Raw genomic sequence first — 16,999 nt, forward strand, 5'->3', positions numbered from 1 at the left:
ACGGCTTAATAAGGCATTAAGCCGGTAGAAAGATGAGTTAGAACAACTCATTAGGGAAATTTAGCTTGGGAATGAGTACTTGATACCTTCGCGCACACCGGAAGATGGCCAGCGTTGCGTGATGGTTTTACGATCGGTGTAGAAGCGAATCGCATCTGGCCCATAGATACACAGGTCGCCAAATCGCGATTGCTTCCAACCACCAAAGCTGTGGTACGCCACAGGGACAGGTAGAGGGATATTAATGCCGACCATGCCCACTTTAATTTCGTCACTGAAGTAGCGCGCCGCTTCACCATCTCGGGTAAACAGACACGTGCCGTTGCCGTATAGGTTGTCATTGATGATTTGCACGGCTTGATCCATTGACTCAACACGAATCACTTGCAGCACTGGGCCAAAGATTTCCGCTTGGTAGCTGGTCATTTCCGTGGTGACATGGTCAATCAAAGTCGCGCCGACGTAGTAACCTTCCTGACAGCCAGCCACTTCGATGTTGCGTCCGTCGACAACAAGGCGCGCCCCCTGCTCAACCGATGACATAATATGCTCTTCGATACGTTGTTTGTGCTCTTGACTGATAACCGCACCAAAGCTGTTCTCTTTCTCGGCATAGTGGCCAACTTTGATAGAGCGCATCTGCTCTGTCAGTTTGGCAATCAGTGCATCTGCAACTTCATCTCCAACCGCCACTGCAACGGATAGCGCCATACAACGCTCGCCAGAAGAACCAAAAGCAGCTCCAATCAATTGGTCCACGGCGTTATCCAAATCAGCATCTGGCATCACAATCGCATGGTTTTTCGCTCCACCCAATGCCTGACATCGCTTGCCATAACGCGCGGCTTCTTGATAAACGTAATGAGCAATCGGTGTTGAACCCACAAAGCTGACAGCTTCCACTCGTGGATCTTCTAGCAGTGCGTCTACCACCAGCTTGTCGCCATTTATCACATTGAACACACCGTCTGGCAGGCCTGCTTGCTGAAGAAGCTGCGCTAGGAAAAGCTGGGCTGAAGGCACACGTTCAGAAGGTTTAAGAATAAAACTGTTGCCGCAAGCAATCGCCATCGGATACATCCAAAGCGGCACCATCGCCGGGAAGTTAAATGGCGTGATGCCTACAACGACCCCAAGCGGTTCAAATTGACTCCAAGAATCAATTTGGCCTGCAACATCTTTACTGAATTCACCTTTAAGCAGTTCAGGAACCCCGGCAGCATACTCAATATTTTCAATCCCGCGGATCAATTCTCCCATCGCGTCATGGCTTATCTTGCCGTGCTCTTTACCTATCAACTCGCACAGTTTTTCTGCGTTGTCTTCCACCAACACTTTAAATTTAGCGAAGATCTGTGCGCGTTTTGCTGGTGGGGTTTTACGCCAATCTTGTTGTGCTCGCTGAGCAATGGTGATGACTTCATCGACCAAGGCTCTATCAGCCATTGCTAACTTAGACTCCACTGCTCCTGTTGATGGGCAGTCGACATCCAGAAAATTCTCACTGGTTTCTACCACGCGTCCATTAATATAGTGACCAATAATGTTCATTACCTTCTCCTTGTCTTATTTGTTCTCAATACTTTCGCCTAGTGCATTAACCAGTCGGTCAATCTCATCGGGGGTGGTGATAAATGGGACGCCCAGTTGAACCGTATCGCCGCCATATCGCAGGTAGAACCCTTTATCCCACATGCGCATTGCCACTTCGTAAGGTCGTTTTACTGGTGAACCATCTTTATGTGTCAGGGTAATTCCAGCAGCTAATCCGTAATTGCGGATATCGCTGATGTAGGGAAGATCACGCAGAGAGTGAACCGACTCTTCAAACAGAGGTGAAAGACCATTCACTCGTTCCATGATGTTTTGATTTTCAAGTTCGTCGAGCGTGGCCATTGCAGCGGCACACGCAACCGGCGATGCGGAATAGGTATAACCATGAGGGAATTCAATCGCGCTGATATCGCCACTGTTTGCCATGAAAGCGTCGTAGATTTCACTTTGACAGATCACCGCGCCCATCGGAATAATGCCGTTGGTTAACTGTTTCGCTGTGGTCATGATGTCTGGCGTGACGCCAAATTTCTCTGCGCCACTATAAGCACCCATTCGTCCGAATGCGCAGATAACTTCATCAAAGATCAATAAGATATTGTTCTTATCACAGATCTCTCGCACCTTTTTTAGGTAGCCCACAGGAGGTGGCAACACGCCCGCTGACCCCGCAACAGGTTCAATGATCACCGCGGCAATATTGCTGGCATCATGCAAAGCGATCATTTCATTAAGCTGCTCAGCTAAGTAAGCCCCTTGAGCTGGTAACCCTTTTTGAAACTCGTTACCAGGAATGATGGTGTGTGATAAGTGATCGGTATCCAAGCCTTGCCCATAAAGTGCCTTGTTACCAACGATGCCACCGACGCTGACTCCACCAAAGTTCACACCGTGATAGCCTTTGACGCGGCCGATGTATTTGGTTTTGCTCGCCATGCCTTTCTTACGCCAGTATGCACGCGCCATTTTCAGAGCTGTATCGACAGACTCTGAGCCATCATTGGTAAAGAACACCTTATCCAAACCTTTAGGCATCAAGTCTGCAATCCGTTCAGCTAACTCAAATGCAGTGGGGTGACCAAATTGAAACGAAGGGGCGTAATCTAATGTGGCTAACTGTTTGGTTATAGCTTCATTGATATATTGGTTGTTATGGCCCAAGCCACAAGTCCATAAACCAGACAGCGAGTCATAGATCTTGCGGTTGTTTTGATCGGTAAAGTAGCAGCCTGACGCAGAAGTCATTAATCGCGGATTACTTTTAAACTCACGATTTGCGGTAAATGGCATCCAGAGAGAATCCAACTGATTCGGGGTGAGTGCTCCATTCATGTTAACGTTCCTTTTTATCTGCCGTTACGACATGCAGCCAAAACAGCAATTAAACAAAGTGATAACATTTACTTTACATAGCGTGTTGCTCGCATTAAATTGCATTTACCAAAACGTAAGTTTGCTTATTTCAAACTAACTAGAGATAGCAATGGCTAAGAAAACGATTAATCAATTTTCCCACTCTGATTTACGCCTGCTGAACATCTTTAAAGTGGTGGTTGAGAATAATGGCGTCACCCCAGCCCAAGACGTACTAGGCAAAAACAAAGCAACCATCAGCATCGCCCTGTCAGATTTAGAAACTCGATTTGGATTTTCCCTGTGCCAAAGGGGGAGAAGCGGCTTCAAGCTAACACCTGAAGGGGAGGTAATTTATCGTGCTTATTTGGCCTTACATGAAGGGATTGATAACTTCACTAACGTGATCAACTCCATCGATGAAACCACCCGTGGCGAGCTACGTATTTACATCGACGACAACTTTATTAATCACCAAGAGATGCTGGTCACCCACACTTTACAGAAGGTCAGCCAAAAGTTTCCCAACATTAACCTGTACCTCACTATGGGAAGCAGCCAAGCAGCGAAAGAGAAGCTCAGTCATGATGAAGTCGACATTGCCGTTATGCAGAGGACGACGCCTGACGCCGGATTGACCTATCTCGACCTGTACAAAGAAAAAGAGTATTTGTACGCGTCAAGCAACCACACCATTTTCAGACGCAGCTATCTCGACATCAGCAAAACGGATATCTTTCAGCTCCCGACAATACAATCGAACTACTCTAATGGTGTAGAGTGGTCGCGTTACAACACCAAGGCAACGACCGATGATAAAGAAGCAACGGCTTTCTTGATTTTGACTGATGAATTCACTGGCTACTTGCCAAGCTTCTACGCCAAACAATGGCTAGACAGCGGTCGAATGAAAGCGTTAAGACCACAAGATTTCAATAACCGCATCGATTATTGTGTCGTGATGAAAACAACACGCTGCAACGAACTGCTTATCAAAACCTGGCTCGATTGTTTTGATGATATATTGAGAGAAAAAGGTTACGTCACAAACTTTGAGGCTTTACGTTGAAATTAGCCACGCCCTGCACTAATACGTCTTGATAAGATATTTCTCTCGTTACAATGCTTGAGACTCCCTCATTCGAAGCTACAGAACTCAAACATCCGAACAACAATTAATCAAATGTGCATATTGTTTTATAAACTATATTGAATATCATTGATATTAGTGATATTTCTCAAAAGATCATATCGTTGGATAACGAGCACACCGATAAACAACATTGCATACAAGGAAAGCATGAGCTTCGAAGACAGACCATATCTTAGAGAAATACAGTTAAAGCGCGACAACATTAGTGACTTCGAAAACTACCCTTTCTCTATTCCTGCGGTCAAAGAATTAGACCATCTCGAATTTCATCCTGATGTCACCTTTTTCGTCGGGGAGAGCGGGACAGGGAAATCCACTCTTATCGAGGCGATTGCCGTTTCGCAAGGGTTCAACCCAGAGGGAGGGACGAAAAATTCAACTTTCTCGACCAGCCGTACGCATTCAGAGCTGCACGAATTCATCAAGCCGATAAAGAGCTTTAAGCACCCTAGAGACGGTTATTTTCTTAGAGCAGAGAGCTTCTACAATGTCGCGACCTTGATGGACGAAACTGGATATTTGCAAGGCTATGGTGGCAGATCTCTTCACCAGCAATCACACGGTGAGTCTTTCATGGCAACATTAACCAATAAGCTTCGTGGGAACGGGTTATACATCATGGATGAACCCGAGGCTGCGCTATCACCAGCCCGTCAAATGGCTGCTGTATCAGCTATACATCAGCTGATAGAGGAGAATTCTCAATTTATAATCGCTACACACTCCCCTATTTTGTTAGCTTACCCAAGAGCCAAGATATATCAGTTCTCCAATACGGGAATCTATGAAGTCGCGTATGAAGACACTGAGCATTACGCGATCACTAAAGACTTTCTCAATCACCATCAGCAAATGATGAAGATCTTAATGGAAGACTAATGTGTAACAAGGTCAACCAGAGAAAGTAACAAGTTGTTGGTGTCTTTGTAAGCGCCCATGATTACGACGTTATCTATAAGTCAATAAACCGAGAATTAAACGATGGCAGAAGTAGCAATACCAGAAGTACTAAAGAAGTTTTCAGAAGACTTAATCGCTAAGCAAAGATCATATGTCTCTATCAAAGCAACTGCTTTGGATTGTGAGCTAGATAAGGATCCTTTAGACATAAAGCGTAGCAAGTTTTTAGGGGTTCCATTTGTTCCGGAAGGGACGGAGTACCCGACAGATGAATGTGGTGACCCGCTAGTCTTAATTGCTCAAATTAATTTTTCCGAAGTGCCATTGTTAGAGGGGTTCCCGGATGAGGGGATCCTTCAGCTTTATTTCAAAACGAAAGATTGGTGGGATATGTCAGGAGAGGAAAAGTTCATCTTTATCACGGGCACTGAGGCGAACAAACCTCAACGAAACGATCTCCCTCCGATAGATAACAATATGTACAAAGAGCTTCCCGTTTGGAAAATACATAAATTAGAATTTGTGAAAGCTATAGATACCGGAAATAGTGAAGACTGTCAGTTCTCATTTGATTTCGATGGTAAAGATTATTGGGACTTTGAAGAGTCATTATCGGGAAAACATAAAGAAGCATTTGAGAGCTATTTTACTAACGAGGGACATAAGATAGGTGGGTATGCTGACTTTACACAAGGCGACCCACGAGATTACGAATGCGACCAACAACATGATGTGCAAATTCTACAAATCGATGTTGATGACGAAATTATGTTTGGTGATAGCGGTATAGGTCATATTTTTATTTCACCAGAACATCTCAAAAACAGAGAATTTGAGAAGTCCTACTTTTACTGGGATTGTTGTTAAAACTGTATCATAAATTACTCCAGCTGACGTTTAACCACGGCTTTGCCATTTTTACGCCAAAAAGCCGCTGAGTGAGACGTTAGTTACAACGTTCAATACTAGAGAGCTTTGTGAAAGTTTTTAATGTTATTGGACTGATTTAATTGGAATTTATCACCATTTATATAGGTATTGTTATTGATAATTCAAGCTTTAAGATAACCTTAGGGTCTGTGGAAACGATTCAAACTTTGGGATCCACAGGCACATTAATTGTGGCAGCTTTTCCAACGTTTATTGCATTTTTTACCCGACATAAATGACTATTTTTATTCTTACTTTAATTACCACCCTCGTCCATTTCCTTATAAAGTGGAAAGGGAGAGACACATTTCAGTTTTCGTCTATTATAGCGGGTGGTTTCTCAGTGCATGGATTGGACGTGTACACTGATAATTTGGTTCTGTTTTTATTATCACTCACTTTCTTGTTTTTCAACTTCGTTCTGCTTTTTACTCCTGATAGGACTCACTAGTTTAGTTTATATGTATGGCTTTCAGTTTTAGCCATTAGAGCGTGTTTGCATCGGAGACTCACCAAACAACTGCTTATAGCTTTGGCAAAAGTGCCCTAGATGGAAAAAACCAAAATCGAAGGCGATTTCATTAATGCAACGTCGGTCGCTGGTATCTTGCAGAACACGTCGCACCTGGTTGAGACGCACGCTTTGTATAAATTGTTTCGGTGAAATGTCACAACAAGACTCAAAAGCGTATTGCAGCGTGCGGCGACTAACATGAACAGCATCGCATAGCTCGGTTACGGTAATGGGATTACGATACTGCGAGTTGTCGAGGTACTGCCTAACTCGACGCATCGTCACCTCTCGCTGTGTAGCATTAGCTTTTTGAAAATTTTGACTGGACGACTGAGCGAATAACTCTACTAGCATGTCTTGAATAATTCCCTGATGAGTATGAAAAGACCAACGAGTTCGACTTGGGGAAAGTAACAGAGCCAAGTAAGCTTTTATTTGTTGGGTGTAGTGTTGAGAACAATGAAGAAACTGGTTCTTGTTGGTCAATGATTCAACCTCCAACTGCCGCTGAATCCTCTCGACCAATACCGGGCTGATGACAAGCCCATAGATAGAAAAGTTTTCCGGCGTGAGCAACTCAAAATCGACTCCATCCTCTCGGACTAAAATACTATCAGAGTCACCTTGTGCGTGGTTGATGTGTAAAGGTCTATCATTCGCACTGAGGCCTAACCAAACCCCTTCATTAACGCGGCATTGCTGCTTGAGCTTTCGGTTACTGTCTTCTTGAAATAGGTGCACTTGCGAAAATTTTCGTTCACGGATCTGACCGAGAAAACGCCCTCGGCTCAGTTGGTCATATTCTTGCTGCCAGTTAAAAAGACTAGCTGCCTGCTGATTTGCATCAAATGTGTTAAACGCGCACAAATCTGGTGCAGAACACTTCAATTTTTCATCATCTCTTATCATTCCAGACCCAGTCTATTTGACCCAAGTTAGCGCAACCGCATCTTAACTTGCTGTTTATTAATGATTTTTTAGGTTTGCCATTTTTTGATACTCACTAGGTTCAAAAATCGCTTAATTACCCTTTGTATACAAAAGGTTATTCAGCAAGAACTGAACCAGTTTATTGAGAGGATATTTATGACAACAGCTTATCGTCGGCAACAGGGACATCTGATTTTTAACTTTACGTCATTAGCAGATTTGATGGCCAAGGCGACACCAGAACGTTCAGGAGATACTTTAGCAGGAGTATCTGCGACCTCTGCTGCAGAGCGTGTCGTGGCTCAAATGACACTGGCAGACTTACCCCTAAAGACGTTCTTAAATGAAGCTGTGATTCCTTATGAGAACGATGAGATAACTCGGTTGATCATTGATAGCCATGATAGAGAGGCATTCAAGCCAATTGAGCACCTTACCGTTGGGGACTTTCGTAACTGGCTGCTCAGTGATAAAGCCGATAGTCTCGCACTTGCCAAACTACGCTCTGGCTTAACTCCGGAAATGGTGGCAGCCGTCAGTAAGATCATGCGCAATCAAGATCTGATTCTGGTGGCAAAAAAGTGTCGGGTGGTGACTGCGTTTCGTAACACCATAGGTTTGCCTAGTCGCTTATCTACGCGCCTACAGCCTAATCATCCAACCGACTCTCTGAATGGTATCGCTGCCACAATTTTTGATGGACTGATGTATGGCAATGGTGATGCGGTGATCGGCATTAACCCAGCCACAGATAATGTACCACAAGCGGTTAAGCTGATGAATCTGATGGAAGAAGTCATTCAACATTACCAAATCCCAACTCAATCTTGCGTATTGACCCACGTCACCAACACGATAGAAGCAATAGAGATGGGTGCTCCGGTGGATCTCGTCTTTCAATCGATAGGAGGTACTCAAGGTACCAACGACACCTTTGGCGTTAACCTTTCAGTGCTCAAAGAGGCTTACGAGGCGGCACTTTCTCTAAACAGAGGAACGGTTGGAAGCAATGTTATGTACTTTGAGACAGGGCAAGGAACTGCGCTCTCTGCCAATGCTTTTCATGGTGTGGACCAACAAACTTGTGAGACACGAGCTTATGCCGTAGCACGTCATTTTAATCCGCTATTAGTGAATACCGTGGTTGGCTTCATCGGCCCTGAATACCTCTTTGATGGAAAGCAAATCATTCGAGCCGGACTTGAAGATCATTTTTGTGGCAAGTTACTCGGCCTGCCGATGGGGTGTGATATCTGCTATACCAACCACGCCTACGCCGACCAAAATGATATGGATAACCTTCTTACATTACTTGGTGTTGCCGAGTGCTCATTCATCATGGGCATTCCCGGCTCTGATGACATCATGCTCAATTACCAAACAACCTCATTTCACGACGCGCTCTATGCCCGCAAGGTATTGGGTCTAAAACCTACACCGGAGTTTGAAGAGTGGCTAACTCAGATGCAGATCTTCGATGACGTCAGTGAGGTGCGTCTAAATGAACGCCTATCCGGTTCATTTGCTGGTGCTCTCACACAACTTAATGGGAGGCGCGCACATGGGTAAGGTGGTATCTATAGAAAAGCACTCAGCTGACAAGGTGGTCACTCAAAACCCTTGGCACGAGCTTAGAAGTTTTACATCGGCACGCATTGCACTAGGCCGAAGCGGAAACAGTGTACCAACTAAAGAGTTGCTTTCATTTCAACTCGACCATGCACAGGCAATGGATGCGGTTCATTGTGCTCTGGATATAGATGCATTCATTGAGAACCTCAGTCATTCAAATCCAGTTATTCAACTCACTTCTCAACCACCAATTAAGGCACACAGCAAAGCGGTTGACAGGTTTATGTACTTACAAAGGCCAGACCTAGGTCGTCAGCTTGATGATGCTTGTTGGAGGCATCTCCAAGCTATCCATCGCTCGGCATCGACCCCGTTTGACCTCGCAATAGTAGTAGCAGATGGCTTGTCTTCAGTGGCTATTCAAAATCATGCAAAGCCCGTTATTGAGTACCTACTCTCTTCACTAAAAGAAGACGAAATGCCATGGCGTGTTGCTCCAATTACTGCCGTAAACCAAGGCCGAGTCGCAGTCGGTGATGATGTCGGTGAGTGCTTACAAGCCAAAATGGTGTTGGTTTTAATTGGAGAACGCCCTGGACTCACCTCTCCGGATAGCATGGGAATATACCTGACTTGGCACGCGAGAAGAGGTTCAAAAGACTCAGATAGAAACTGCATTTCCAATATTCGCCCACAGGGCTTGGGTTATGAGGATGCGTGCCAGCGAGCTATATACCTGCTGAAGGAAGCCCGTCGGTTAGAGCTATCTGGAATCAACCTGAAAGACCGCTCCAGTATCGAGGAAGAAGGTGGTGATCAGTTGGATGACAAGCACATAAGCAATTTTTTAATTGGATAACACATCAAGATAGAGGGATTTACAATGTCAGAACATCAGGATTATTTGGCACAAAGACAGCTTAAAAGGGGCACCGCTGGGTGGATATTGCTAGCGGGTTTGGGAGTATCATACGTGATCTCCGGTGACTTTGCTGGTTGGAACTTTGGTATCGGTCAAGCCGGCTGGGGTGGATTTCTTATCGCAGCCATTGCAATGGCGGTGATGTACTTCACCCTTGTCCTCTCATTGGCGGAAATGTCTGCGGCCATTCCAGCTGCAGGCGGTGGCTATAGCTTTGCTCGACAAGCAATGGGGCCAACGGGTGGATTTTTTACGGGCTTATCTGTCTTAATTGAGTACGCCCTAGCGCCCGCCGCCATCGTCATTTTTATTGGCTCGGCAGTGAATGAATTAATGGGTATTGATGGCCCCCTTGTTTACGCGATCTTCTATGCCATCTTTATCGGTATTCATATGGCCGGAGTGGGAGAAGCTCTCAAGGTCATGATGGTTATCAGTGGATTAGCTGTACTAGCCATTCTTATGACCGCTGGCGTATTAGTGAGTGAGTTTGATGCGAGTAAGCTCTTTGATATCGCTCCGACAACGGCACAAGCTACTGAGCTACTTCCTTTTGGTTGGTATGGTGTATGGGCGGCACTGCCATTTGCAATGTGGTTATTTCTTGCGGTAGAGGGTGTTCCACTGGCTGCTGAAGAGGCAAAAAATCCAGCTAAAGATGTGCCAAAAGGCATTATCGGCGCCATGTTATTCTTGCTTGTTACCGCAACCTTAGTGGTTCTACTGCTTGCAGGTGCGGTCGGTTCAGAAGTCATTGCAAATAGCGCAGTTCCACTTGTTGATGCTTTAAAATTAACTGGGAACCCAACGGTTGCAACGGCCGTTAATGTTCTGGGGCTTGCCGGACTTATCGCTTCATTCTTCTCGATTATTTATGGCTACAGCCGCTTGGTCTTCGCTTTGTCGCGAGCGGGTTACCTACCGCAAAGCCTGTCGCTTACCAACAAAAACAAAGTGCCGGCTCGCGCCCTAGTGGTACCAGGAGTGTTTGGTTTCGCTGTGTCATTAACCGGAGAGGGAGACCTAATATTAGCAATGGCAGTCGTCGGGGCAACGGTGTCTTATGCGTTAATGTCACTTAGTCATATTCTATTGCGTATTAAGCAGCCCGAGCTTCATCGTCCATACAAAACACCAGGTGGCGTACTGACTTCTGGCACCTCTCTTGTGCTGTCACTTATTGCAATGACTGGGGTTTACGCTTTTGACCCATCTGCATTCTTTATGACTATGGGGTTATTTGTGATTGGTGGTGCGTATTATGGTCTCTACAGCCGCAACAAACTGGTCGCAACTACGGCAGAAGAGGAGTTCGAGATGCTGTCTGTTGCAGAAAAAGAGCTAGAGGTAATTAACTAAATCTAATATCACCAAGGGTTTAAGGCTCTACGTATTATCAGAGCTTTAAACCTTACTTCACTCCTTCCCCACCATCACCTTCAACCATTCCAAAAACAGATTTACTTTGTCCGATTTCCTCTCAGGTGAGGTGGCAACATAGTAGTGTTGTTTGCAAGCCACTTCGGTGTTCGGAAACGGGGCAATCAACTCACCAGACAAAAGCAGAGGTTCAATTAAGCTGGTTCTTCCCATGGCGACCCCTACTCCATGCTGCGCGGCAAGCACGGCTAAGTCAGAGCGATCGAAACTCATTCTAGAATAGTGCTCAACACCTTCGAGGTCATTCGCATGCGCCCACACCTTCCACTCGTCTTCATTTGAGTCGTAATCCCATGCTTGGTTGTCATGCAGCAATGTAGCGTGGCGCAGTTGCTCTACCGACTCTCTCAAGTTCAGTTTATCGGCATACTCTGGCGTGCATACAGGAATAATGGTTTCTGAAAAAAGCGATTCGCACTTGAGATGTTTAGGACGCTCGGCATCAAAATAGATCGCGGCATCAATGCCATCTCCTTGAAGCTTTATATTCTCATTACCTGTAAGCAATTTGAGCTCAATCGAGGGGTACAACTTTTGGAAACTACGAATGTTAGGTACTAACCAGCACTGCGCGAATGAAGGGCGGCAATACACTGTCAGCAGCCCTGAAACGTCACCGTTTTGAACATCAAATACATCTTGGTTCAAGGCATCTAACGCTCGGCTTACCGACTCATAGATACGTTGTCCTTCTTTAGAGAGGGTGATTTTTCGATGGCTTCGAATAAACAGTGAAATACCCAGCTCTTCTTCCAACTTAGTGATTCGATGTGAGATCGCGCTAGGGGTCAAAGCTAGCTCTTCCGCAGCCAATGAAAAGGAGCAATGACGAGCCGCCACCTCAAAGGTGTGCAGCTTCGATATTTGAAAGCTATTTAATCGATTCTGCTTGGTGAACATATTGTCACTGGTATACATAATTTCCCCAATTCCCCACACCAATGGAAAAATCATCCTACATCATAGGCATGAGAAATTTTATCCTTAATTACATTTATTCACTCTGAACGCTTCCAATCTTAGCTTTTAAGTGAATCTATTTCATCCAAATGTGAGTTATCGTCATTTGTCAGCAACCTTGAAAATCTATCTAATGGGGTTCAAGGCTATGGTGAGTGCTAGCTTAAGGAGAGACATTCACCTCCACATGTCACAATGAAAGGTATCAAGATGACGATTGCAATTGACCAACTCACACAACAATATCCACTCATTCAAGAGCTAATCTCGCTCAAGGAAACATCTTGGTTCAACCCTGCTATCACCAGCTTTGAGGAAGGGTTGCCTCATGTTGGACTTGATCAGAGCGACATTAAAGACGCCAGTGACAGACTGAATCGATTTGCGCCCTACCTCGCCCATGTTTTCCCCGAAACCAAAGAAAGTAACGGGATCATTGAATCGGACGTGGTCACCATCCCGTCGATGAAAGCGATTTTAGATAGTGAGTACGCCACCCATATCACTGGGCGGCTGATGCTAAAGAAAGACTGCCACCTACCTATTTCAGGCTCAATTAAAGCCAGAGGTGGTATCTATGAGGTATTGGTACTCGCAGAGAAACTGGCAATCGACGCTGGAATGCTCAATGAAAGTGATGACTACACGATATTATCAACCGGGCCGTTCAAAACGTTTTTTAACCAATTCAGTATCGCAGTTGGGTCGACAGGGAACCTAGGTTTGTCTATCGGGATCATGAGCGCAAAATTGGGGTTCTCTGTCTCGGTCCACATGTCAGCAGATGCCAAGAAGTGGAAAAAGGACAAACTGCGTTCTCATGGAGTCACGGTCGTCGAATATGAACAAGACTATGGTGTGGCGGTAGCTCAAGGGCGAAAAGAAGCGGAGAATGATCCTAACTGTTTGTTCATTGATGATGAGAATTCGCAGTCACTATTTCTTGGATATTCCGTTGCTGGAGAGCGCTTAAAGCAGCAGTTTTCTGAGAAGAATATTGTGGTCGATGCTGAGCATCCACTGTTTGTTTACCTTCCTTGTGGTGTTGGCGGAGGCCCGGGCGGTGTCGCATTTGGGCTAAAAGCCGCATTTGGTGACCACGTCCACTGCATTTTTGCTGAACCGACCCATTCACCATGTATGTTGCTTGGCGTACACACAGGGCTTCACGATGAAATCAGTGTCCAAGATATTGGTATCGATAATATCACCGCAGCGGACGGCCTTGCTGTAGGTCGTGCTTCTGGGTTTGTTGGCAGAGCAATGGAAAGACTATTAGACGGATATATCACACTCTCTGATGAGCGTATGTATCGCCTACTTCGCCAACTGAGTGAATCGGAAGACATTCAACTTGAACCTTCAGCGCTAGCCGGCATGCTTGGTCCGGTGATCTTAACCAAGAGTAATGAATACCGAGCTCGAATGGGCTTCGACGATATCAAAATGGCTAACGCAACTCACCTTGTTTGGGCAACGGGAGGTGGCATGGTTCCACAATCAGAAATGCAATTCTATCTGGAACAATCAAGCAACTAACACTTTCTTATTTTGTCGGTTGGCCACCAGCGCCCTACGTTTTAGGAATGCTCAGAATCAGAAAAAAGGGGTGCGGTTATCACCGCATCCCTTATCGTTTAATGATCCTATTCTTAAATAAAACAATGACTTAAGAGAACAACTCCGTACGATTTCGACCATTTCTTTTCGCAGCATACAAAGCGTTGTCCGCCAACTCTAACGTAAGGGATATTGGCGTTGAATCACCGTACCATTGCGCCACACCAATCGAGATCGTCGTCCCCTCTTCGAGTGATGTAATATCTGACTCAATTGACAGTCGGATGCGCTCAGCGATCTCATAAGCCACATCCATGTTCGAACCATCGAGGAAGATAATGAACTCCTCTCCCCCAGAACGACAGACAACATCGACATCTCTTACTTGAGCCTTCATCAACTTTGCAGTCTGCTTAAGCAACTGATCGCCAAACTGGTGACCATATTTATCGTTTACAGCTTTGAAGTGATCAATATCTAACGCCAATACCGATACTGGTTTTTCACTCTGTTGGAAATTCTCTATTGCTCGCTTCAACCCTCGGCGATTCAACAGACCCGTCATTGGATCAGTCAGGTTTTCGGAATGCAATTTCTCTATCTGATTCGATACCAAATTGAAGGTATTCTCACAGCTCACTTTCAGTTGCGACGCTTCAAAATACCAAGGGTTAACATTACTCAGTTCAGTCGATAACGAATGTGTGGTATCAAACTTATTTACTGTATTAGCAAGCTGCCACAACGGCCTTGAGATGCAAATAGCAGAAATCCAAATGAAGATCAAAGTGCCAATTCCAACTGGGATCGACTCAAACATCACATACTGCATTTGAGTCTCTAGCTCCATAATGGCTCGGTCTTTTGGAGTTTGAGCAATGATCCCCCAGCCAGTGCTTTTCACCATGGCAAAGCCCGACAACATGGCTACACCTTGGGTATTTACAATCCCCTTGGAACCATCGCCAACATTTAGTACGGCTTCTACCGCATCATTACCTAGTACCACTTCACCAATGCGATTCTTCTCTGGGTGATAAATCAGAGAACGGTTTCGATCCACCACATACAGATACGAACCATCCTTATAGTTGTGACGACTCAATAAGTTACTCAAAAGACTGGAGTCTTCTAAATAAATACTGCCACCCACATACCCAAGATACCTGCCTTGAGGCGAGAATATCGGATACGTCATGCTTATAAGGTAATTCCCAGCAGGCGAAACAAATGGATCGGAGATTAACGGAGCCTTTGCTCGTATGGACTGTCTAGAACGCTCCGATGTCAGTTTCACCCCTTGAATGTTGACACTCGTAGGCATAATTGAAGCAATCACACCGTCATGATCCACCACATACACAGAGTTAAATGAGTCTGTCTGTTGTTTTAGCCTCGTCGTCTCTTGAGCAACAAAGTTCGCGTCATTGACACGAGAAGAGAGTAGTCGCGCGCTGTACTTTAGTTGAGTCATAACTTGCTCAACGTATACATCGGTCATTGCTGCCATTTTGTCAGCATAGACTCGATTAGCCTCTAGGCTTTTATTGATTATTAATTCATGTTGAGCGCGGTAGCTTGAATGAAATACGTTCATCAACGTAATAGCGACACTCAAGATACACAAAGATAAGACAAGTAGTCGTAAGTTAATTCGATGACCAATCACTGACGTCATGCCTGACTTCCATTGAAAAAAAATACCCCCCTATTCCTTGGATGATATTCATCACCAAATAGGAGAGCATTAGTAGAATTTAAATTTATAAAATAATATTACCAACAGTGATGAATTAAGTAAAAACAAAAGTATTCAGAATGAGATTTCAATCTTGTTGGGTATAAAAATAACAATATACGCTGAACTCACAACCAAAATAGCAACTTAAATGTCAAATAAAAACCACTATAAAATCATGGAATTTGCACCATTGTCTCAAAAGTGAACCAAACTTAGTGATTGACTTTACTTGATATTTTCAAAGCAGCTGTACTGCGTGGCAATACAACTAAAGGGTTAGGGTTATATTAAAATTAAGAGTTATTCTTATTTGTCATATATAGTAAAACGACGACTTAATTACCCCAACCCACTGTAATCTAAATCTCAAAAAGAGTAGTGCATCAGCATAATTATTCATATTTAATAAACCAACTCAATGAGTTTAAATAAAGAACAACCACCTTGTAGCACGCAATTTCCACCAAAATCAGCCATTCAAATAATATTTAGTTACAATTTCACACTATAACTTTGCCCTTTAATTAGCTTGGCTTTTCATTTACTGTGATGACACTTGAAATTGACAACGGTTGACGACGTGAATCTAAGACAACTTGAAATCTTTTATGCTGTGATGAAATCTGGCACCGTCTCTGGCGCAGCTAAACAACTTCATGTGTCGCAACCAAACGTCACTCGTGTTCTTTCTCATACTGAACAGCAATTGGGGTTCGCACTGTTTGAGCGCATCAAAGGCAGACTAGTCCCAACCAAAGAAGCACATCTCCTCCTTCCCGAAGCAGAAAAAATCTATCAACAGTTGGGTCAATTTCGCAATCTGACGAATAGAATCAAAGCTGGGGAAAAACACCTGACCATTGGCGCACCTCCGATACTCTCTGCCGCTATGTTGTCACCGCTCATCGCTCAGCTATGTAAAAGTGGGGATTACAACATAGAGATCTCGACAGGGAATCAAGATGAACTATGCGATGCCCTATTAAAGAACCAAGTCGACCTTGCGATCTGTTTTGGTCAAGATGCTCCGCCCTCTCTCGTTCAAAAAACGCTATTAACGTCTGAGTTGTGTGTGATCACGCCTCCTCAAGATTCAGATGATGAGGTTATCAGTCTCAAACAGTTACTCAATTCTGACAAAACATTGATTGGTCTCGATAGTCGCGATCCATTGGGTACACAGCTTCATCAAGCCATCCATGCACTCGAACCCGAATACCACCCTTCAGTATCAGTACGAAGCTATAGCTCCGCAGCTGAGTTAGTCGTCCACGAAGTGGGGTGTGCTATTGTCGACCCTTGGACAGCTCACCAATACAAAGATCGAGTACACAGAGCAAGATTAACGCCGACCATTGATATTACGGTATCGCTACTTTATGCCGAACATAACCCATTAAGCATTTCTGCAAGAAATTTCGTCCAACAATTGGAAGCCAGCCTATAACCTGTTGTTATAGGCAACCAACA

The 16,999-nt window shown here is 44.6% G+C and carries 13 protein-coding genes; 8 read left to right on the top strand and 5 right to left on the bottom strand.

Annotated features, from left to right (window positions below):
• Nucleotides 1-60 precede the first annotated feature (60 nt).
• On the bottom strand, nt 61-1,551 hold the full coding sequence (locus tag KI743_RS10485) for a CoA-acylating methylmalonate-semialdehyde dehydrogenase (RefSeq protein WP_285466311.1): 1,491 nt from the start codon (nt 1,549-1,551) through the stop codon (nt 61-63).
• A gap of 15 nt (nt 1,552-1,566) precedes the next feature.
• Nucleotides 1,567-2,886: an aspartate aminotransferase family protein gene (locus KI743_RS10490; RefSeq protein ID WP_285466312.1), complete on the bottom strand. Its 1,320-nt coding sequence runs from the start codon at nt 2,884-2,886 to the stop codon at nt 1,567-1,569.
• A gap of 151 nt (nt 2,887-3,037) precedes the next feature.
• Between KI743_RS10490 and KI743_RS10495 the strand changes: the two genes are divergently transcribed.
• The 3 genes from KI743_RS10495 to KI743_RS10505 all read left to right on the top strand — a co-directional run bounded on the left by KI743_RS10495 (nt 3,038) and on the right by KI743_RS10505 (nt 5,827).
• Complete coding sequence (locus KI743_RS10495) at nt 3,038-3,976, top strand: LysR family transcriptional regulator (protein ID WP_285466313.1); 939 nt, start codon at nt 3,038-3,040, stop codon at nt 3,974-3,976.
• A 231-nt stretch (nt 3,977-4,207) separates the two neighbouring features.
• A complete protein-coding gene (locus tag KI743_RS10500) occupies nt 4,208-4,939 on the top strand; it encodes an AAA family ATPase (protein WP_285466314.1) in 732 nt (243 codons plus the stop codon).
• Nucleotides 4,940-5,041: 102 nt separating this feature from the next.
• The gene (locus KI743_RS10505; RefSeq protein WP_285466315.1) at nt 5,042-5,827 is read left to right on the top strand and encodes a YwqG family protein; all 786 of its coding nucleotides are present in this window, start codon (nt 5,042-5,044) and stop codon (nt 5,825-5,827) included.
• 541 nt (nt 5,828-6,368) lie between these two features.
• Here the strand turns inward: KI743_RS10505 and KI743_RS10510 are convergent.
• The gene (locus KI743_RS10510; protein WP_285466316.1) at nt 6,369-7,313 is read right to left on the bottom strand and encodes a helix-turn-helix domain-containing protein; all 945 of its coding nucleotides are present in this window, start codon (nt 7,311-7,313) and stop codon (nt 6,369-6,371) included.
• 177 nt (nt 7,314-7,490) lie between these two features.
• Here KI743_RS10510 and KI743_RS10515 point away from each other — a divergent pair, with 177 nt between their 5' ends.
• The 3 genes from KI743_RS10515 to eat are packed head-to-tail and all read left to right on the top strand — an operon-like array spanning nt 7,491 to nt 11,187.
• Entirely contained in the window at nt 7,491-8,903 is a 1,413-nt protein-coding gene (locus tag KI743_RS10515; RefSeq protein WP_285466317.1) for an ethanolamine ammonia-lyase subunit EutB, read from the top strand.
• Nucleotides 8,896-9,765: an ethanolamine ammonia-lyase subunit EutC gene (gene eutC, locus KI743_RS10520; RefSeq protein ID WP_285466318.1), complete on the top strand. Its 870-nt coding sequence runs from the start codon at nt 8,896-8,898 to the stop codon at nt 9,763-9,765. The genes KI743_RS10515 and eutC overlap by 8 nt, the downstream gene beginning before the upstream one ends.
• Nucleotides 9,766-9,789: 24 nt before the next feature.
• Nucleotides 9,790-11,187: an ethanolamine permease gene (gene eat / locus KI743_RS10525; RefSeq protein ID WP_285466319.1), complete on the top strand. Its 1,398-nt coding sequence runs from the start codon at nt 9,790-9,792 to the stop codon at nt 11,185-11,187.
• 57 nt (nt 11,188-11,244) lie between these two features.
• Here the strand turns inward: eat and dsdC are convergent, their stop codons facing one another.
• Nucleotides 11,245-12,186 (bottom strand): DNA-binding transcriptional regulator DsdC, encoded by a 942-nt coding sequence (gene dsdC / locus KI743_RS10530; protein WP_285466320.1) that lies wholly within the window; start codon nt 12,184-12,186, stop codon nt 11,245-11,247.
• Between the two features lie 252 nt (nt 12,187-12,438).
• On the opposite strand from dsdC, the gene dsdA reads away from it, so the two are divergent.
• Nucleotides 12,439-13,767 carry a D-serine ammonia-lyase gene (dsdA, locus tag KI743_RS10535; RefSeq protein ID WP_285466321.1) on the top strand — a complete coding sequence of 443 codons (1,329 nt, stop codon included), beginning with the start codon at nt 12,439-12,441 and terminating at the stop codon, nt 13,765-13,767.
• Nucleotides 13,768-13,897: 130 nt separating this feature from the next.
• Here dsdA and KI743_RS10540 read toward each other — a convergent pair whose 3' ends face one another.
• Nucleotides 13,898-15,466, bottom strand: coding sequence for a sensor domain-containing diguanylate cyclase (locus KI743_RS10540; protein ID WP_225311017.1), 1,569 nt, complete (start codon nt 15,464-15,466; stop codon nt 13,898-13,900).
• Between the two features lie 643 nt (nt 15,467-16,109).
• Between KI743_RS10540 and KI743_RS10545 the strand changes: the two genes are divergently transcribed.
• On the top strand, nt 16,110-16,976 hold the full coding sequence (locus KI743_RS10545) for a LysR family transcriptional regulator (RefSeq protein ID WP_285466419.1): 867 nt from the start codon (nt 16,110-16,112) through the stop codon (nt 16,974-16,976).
• Nucleotides 16,977-16,999 lie beyond the last annotated feature (23 nt).

Source organism: Vibrio sp. D420a, from assembly GCF_030248625.1.
GTDB lineage: Bacteria > Pseudomonadota > Gammaproteobacteria > Enterobacterales > Vibrionaceae > Vibrio > Vibrio fortis_A.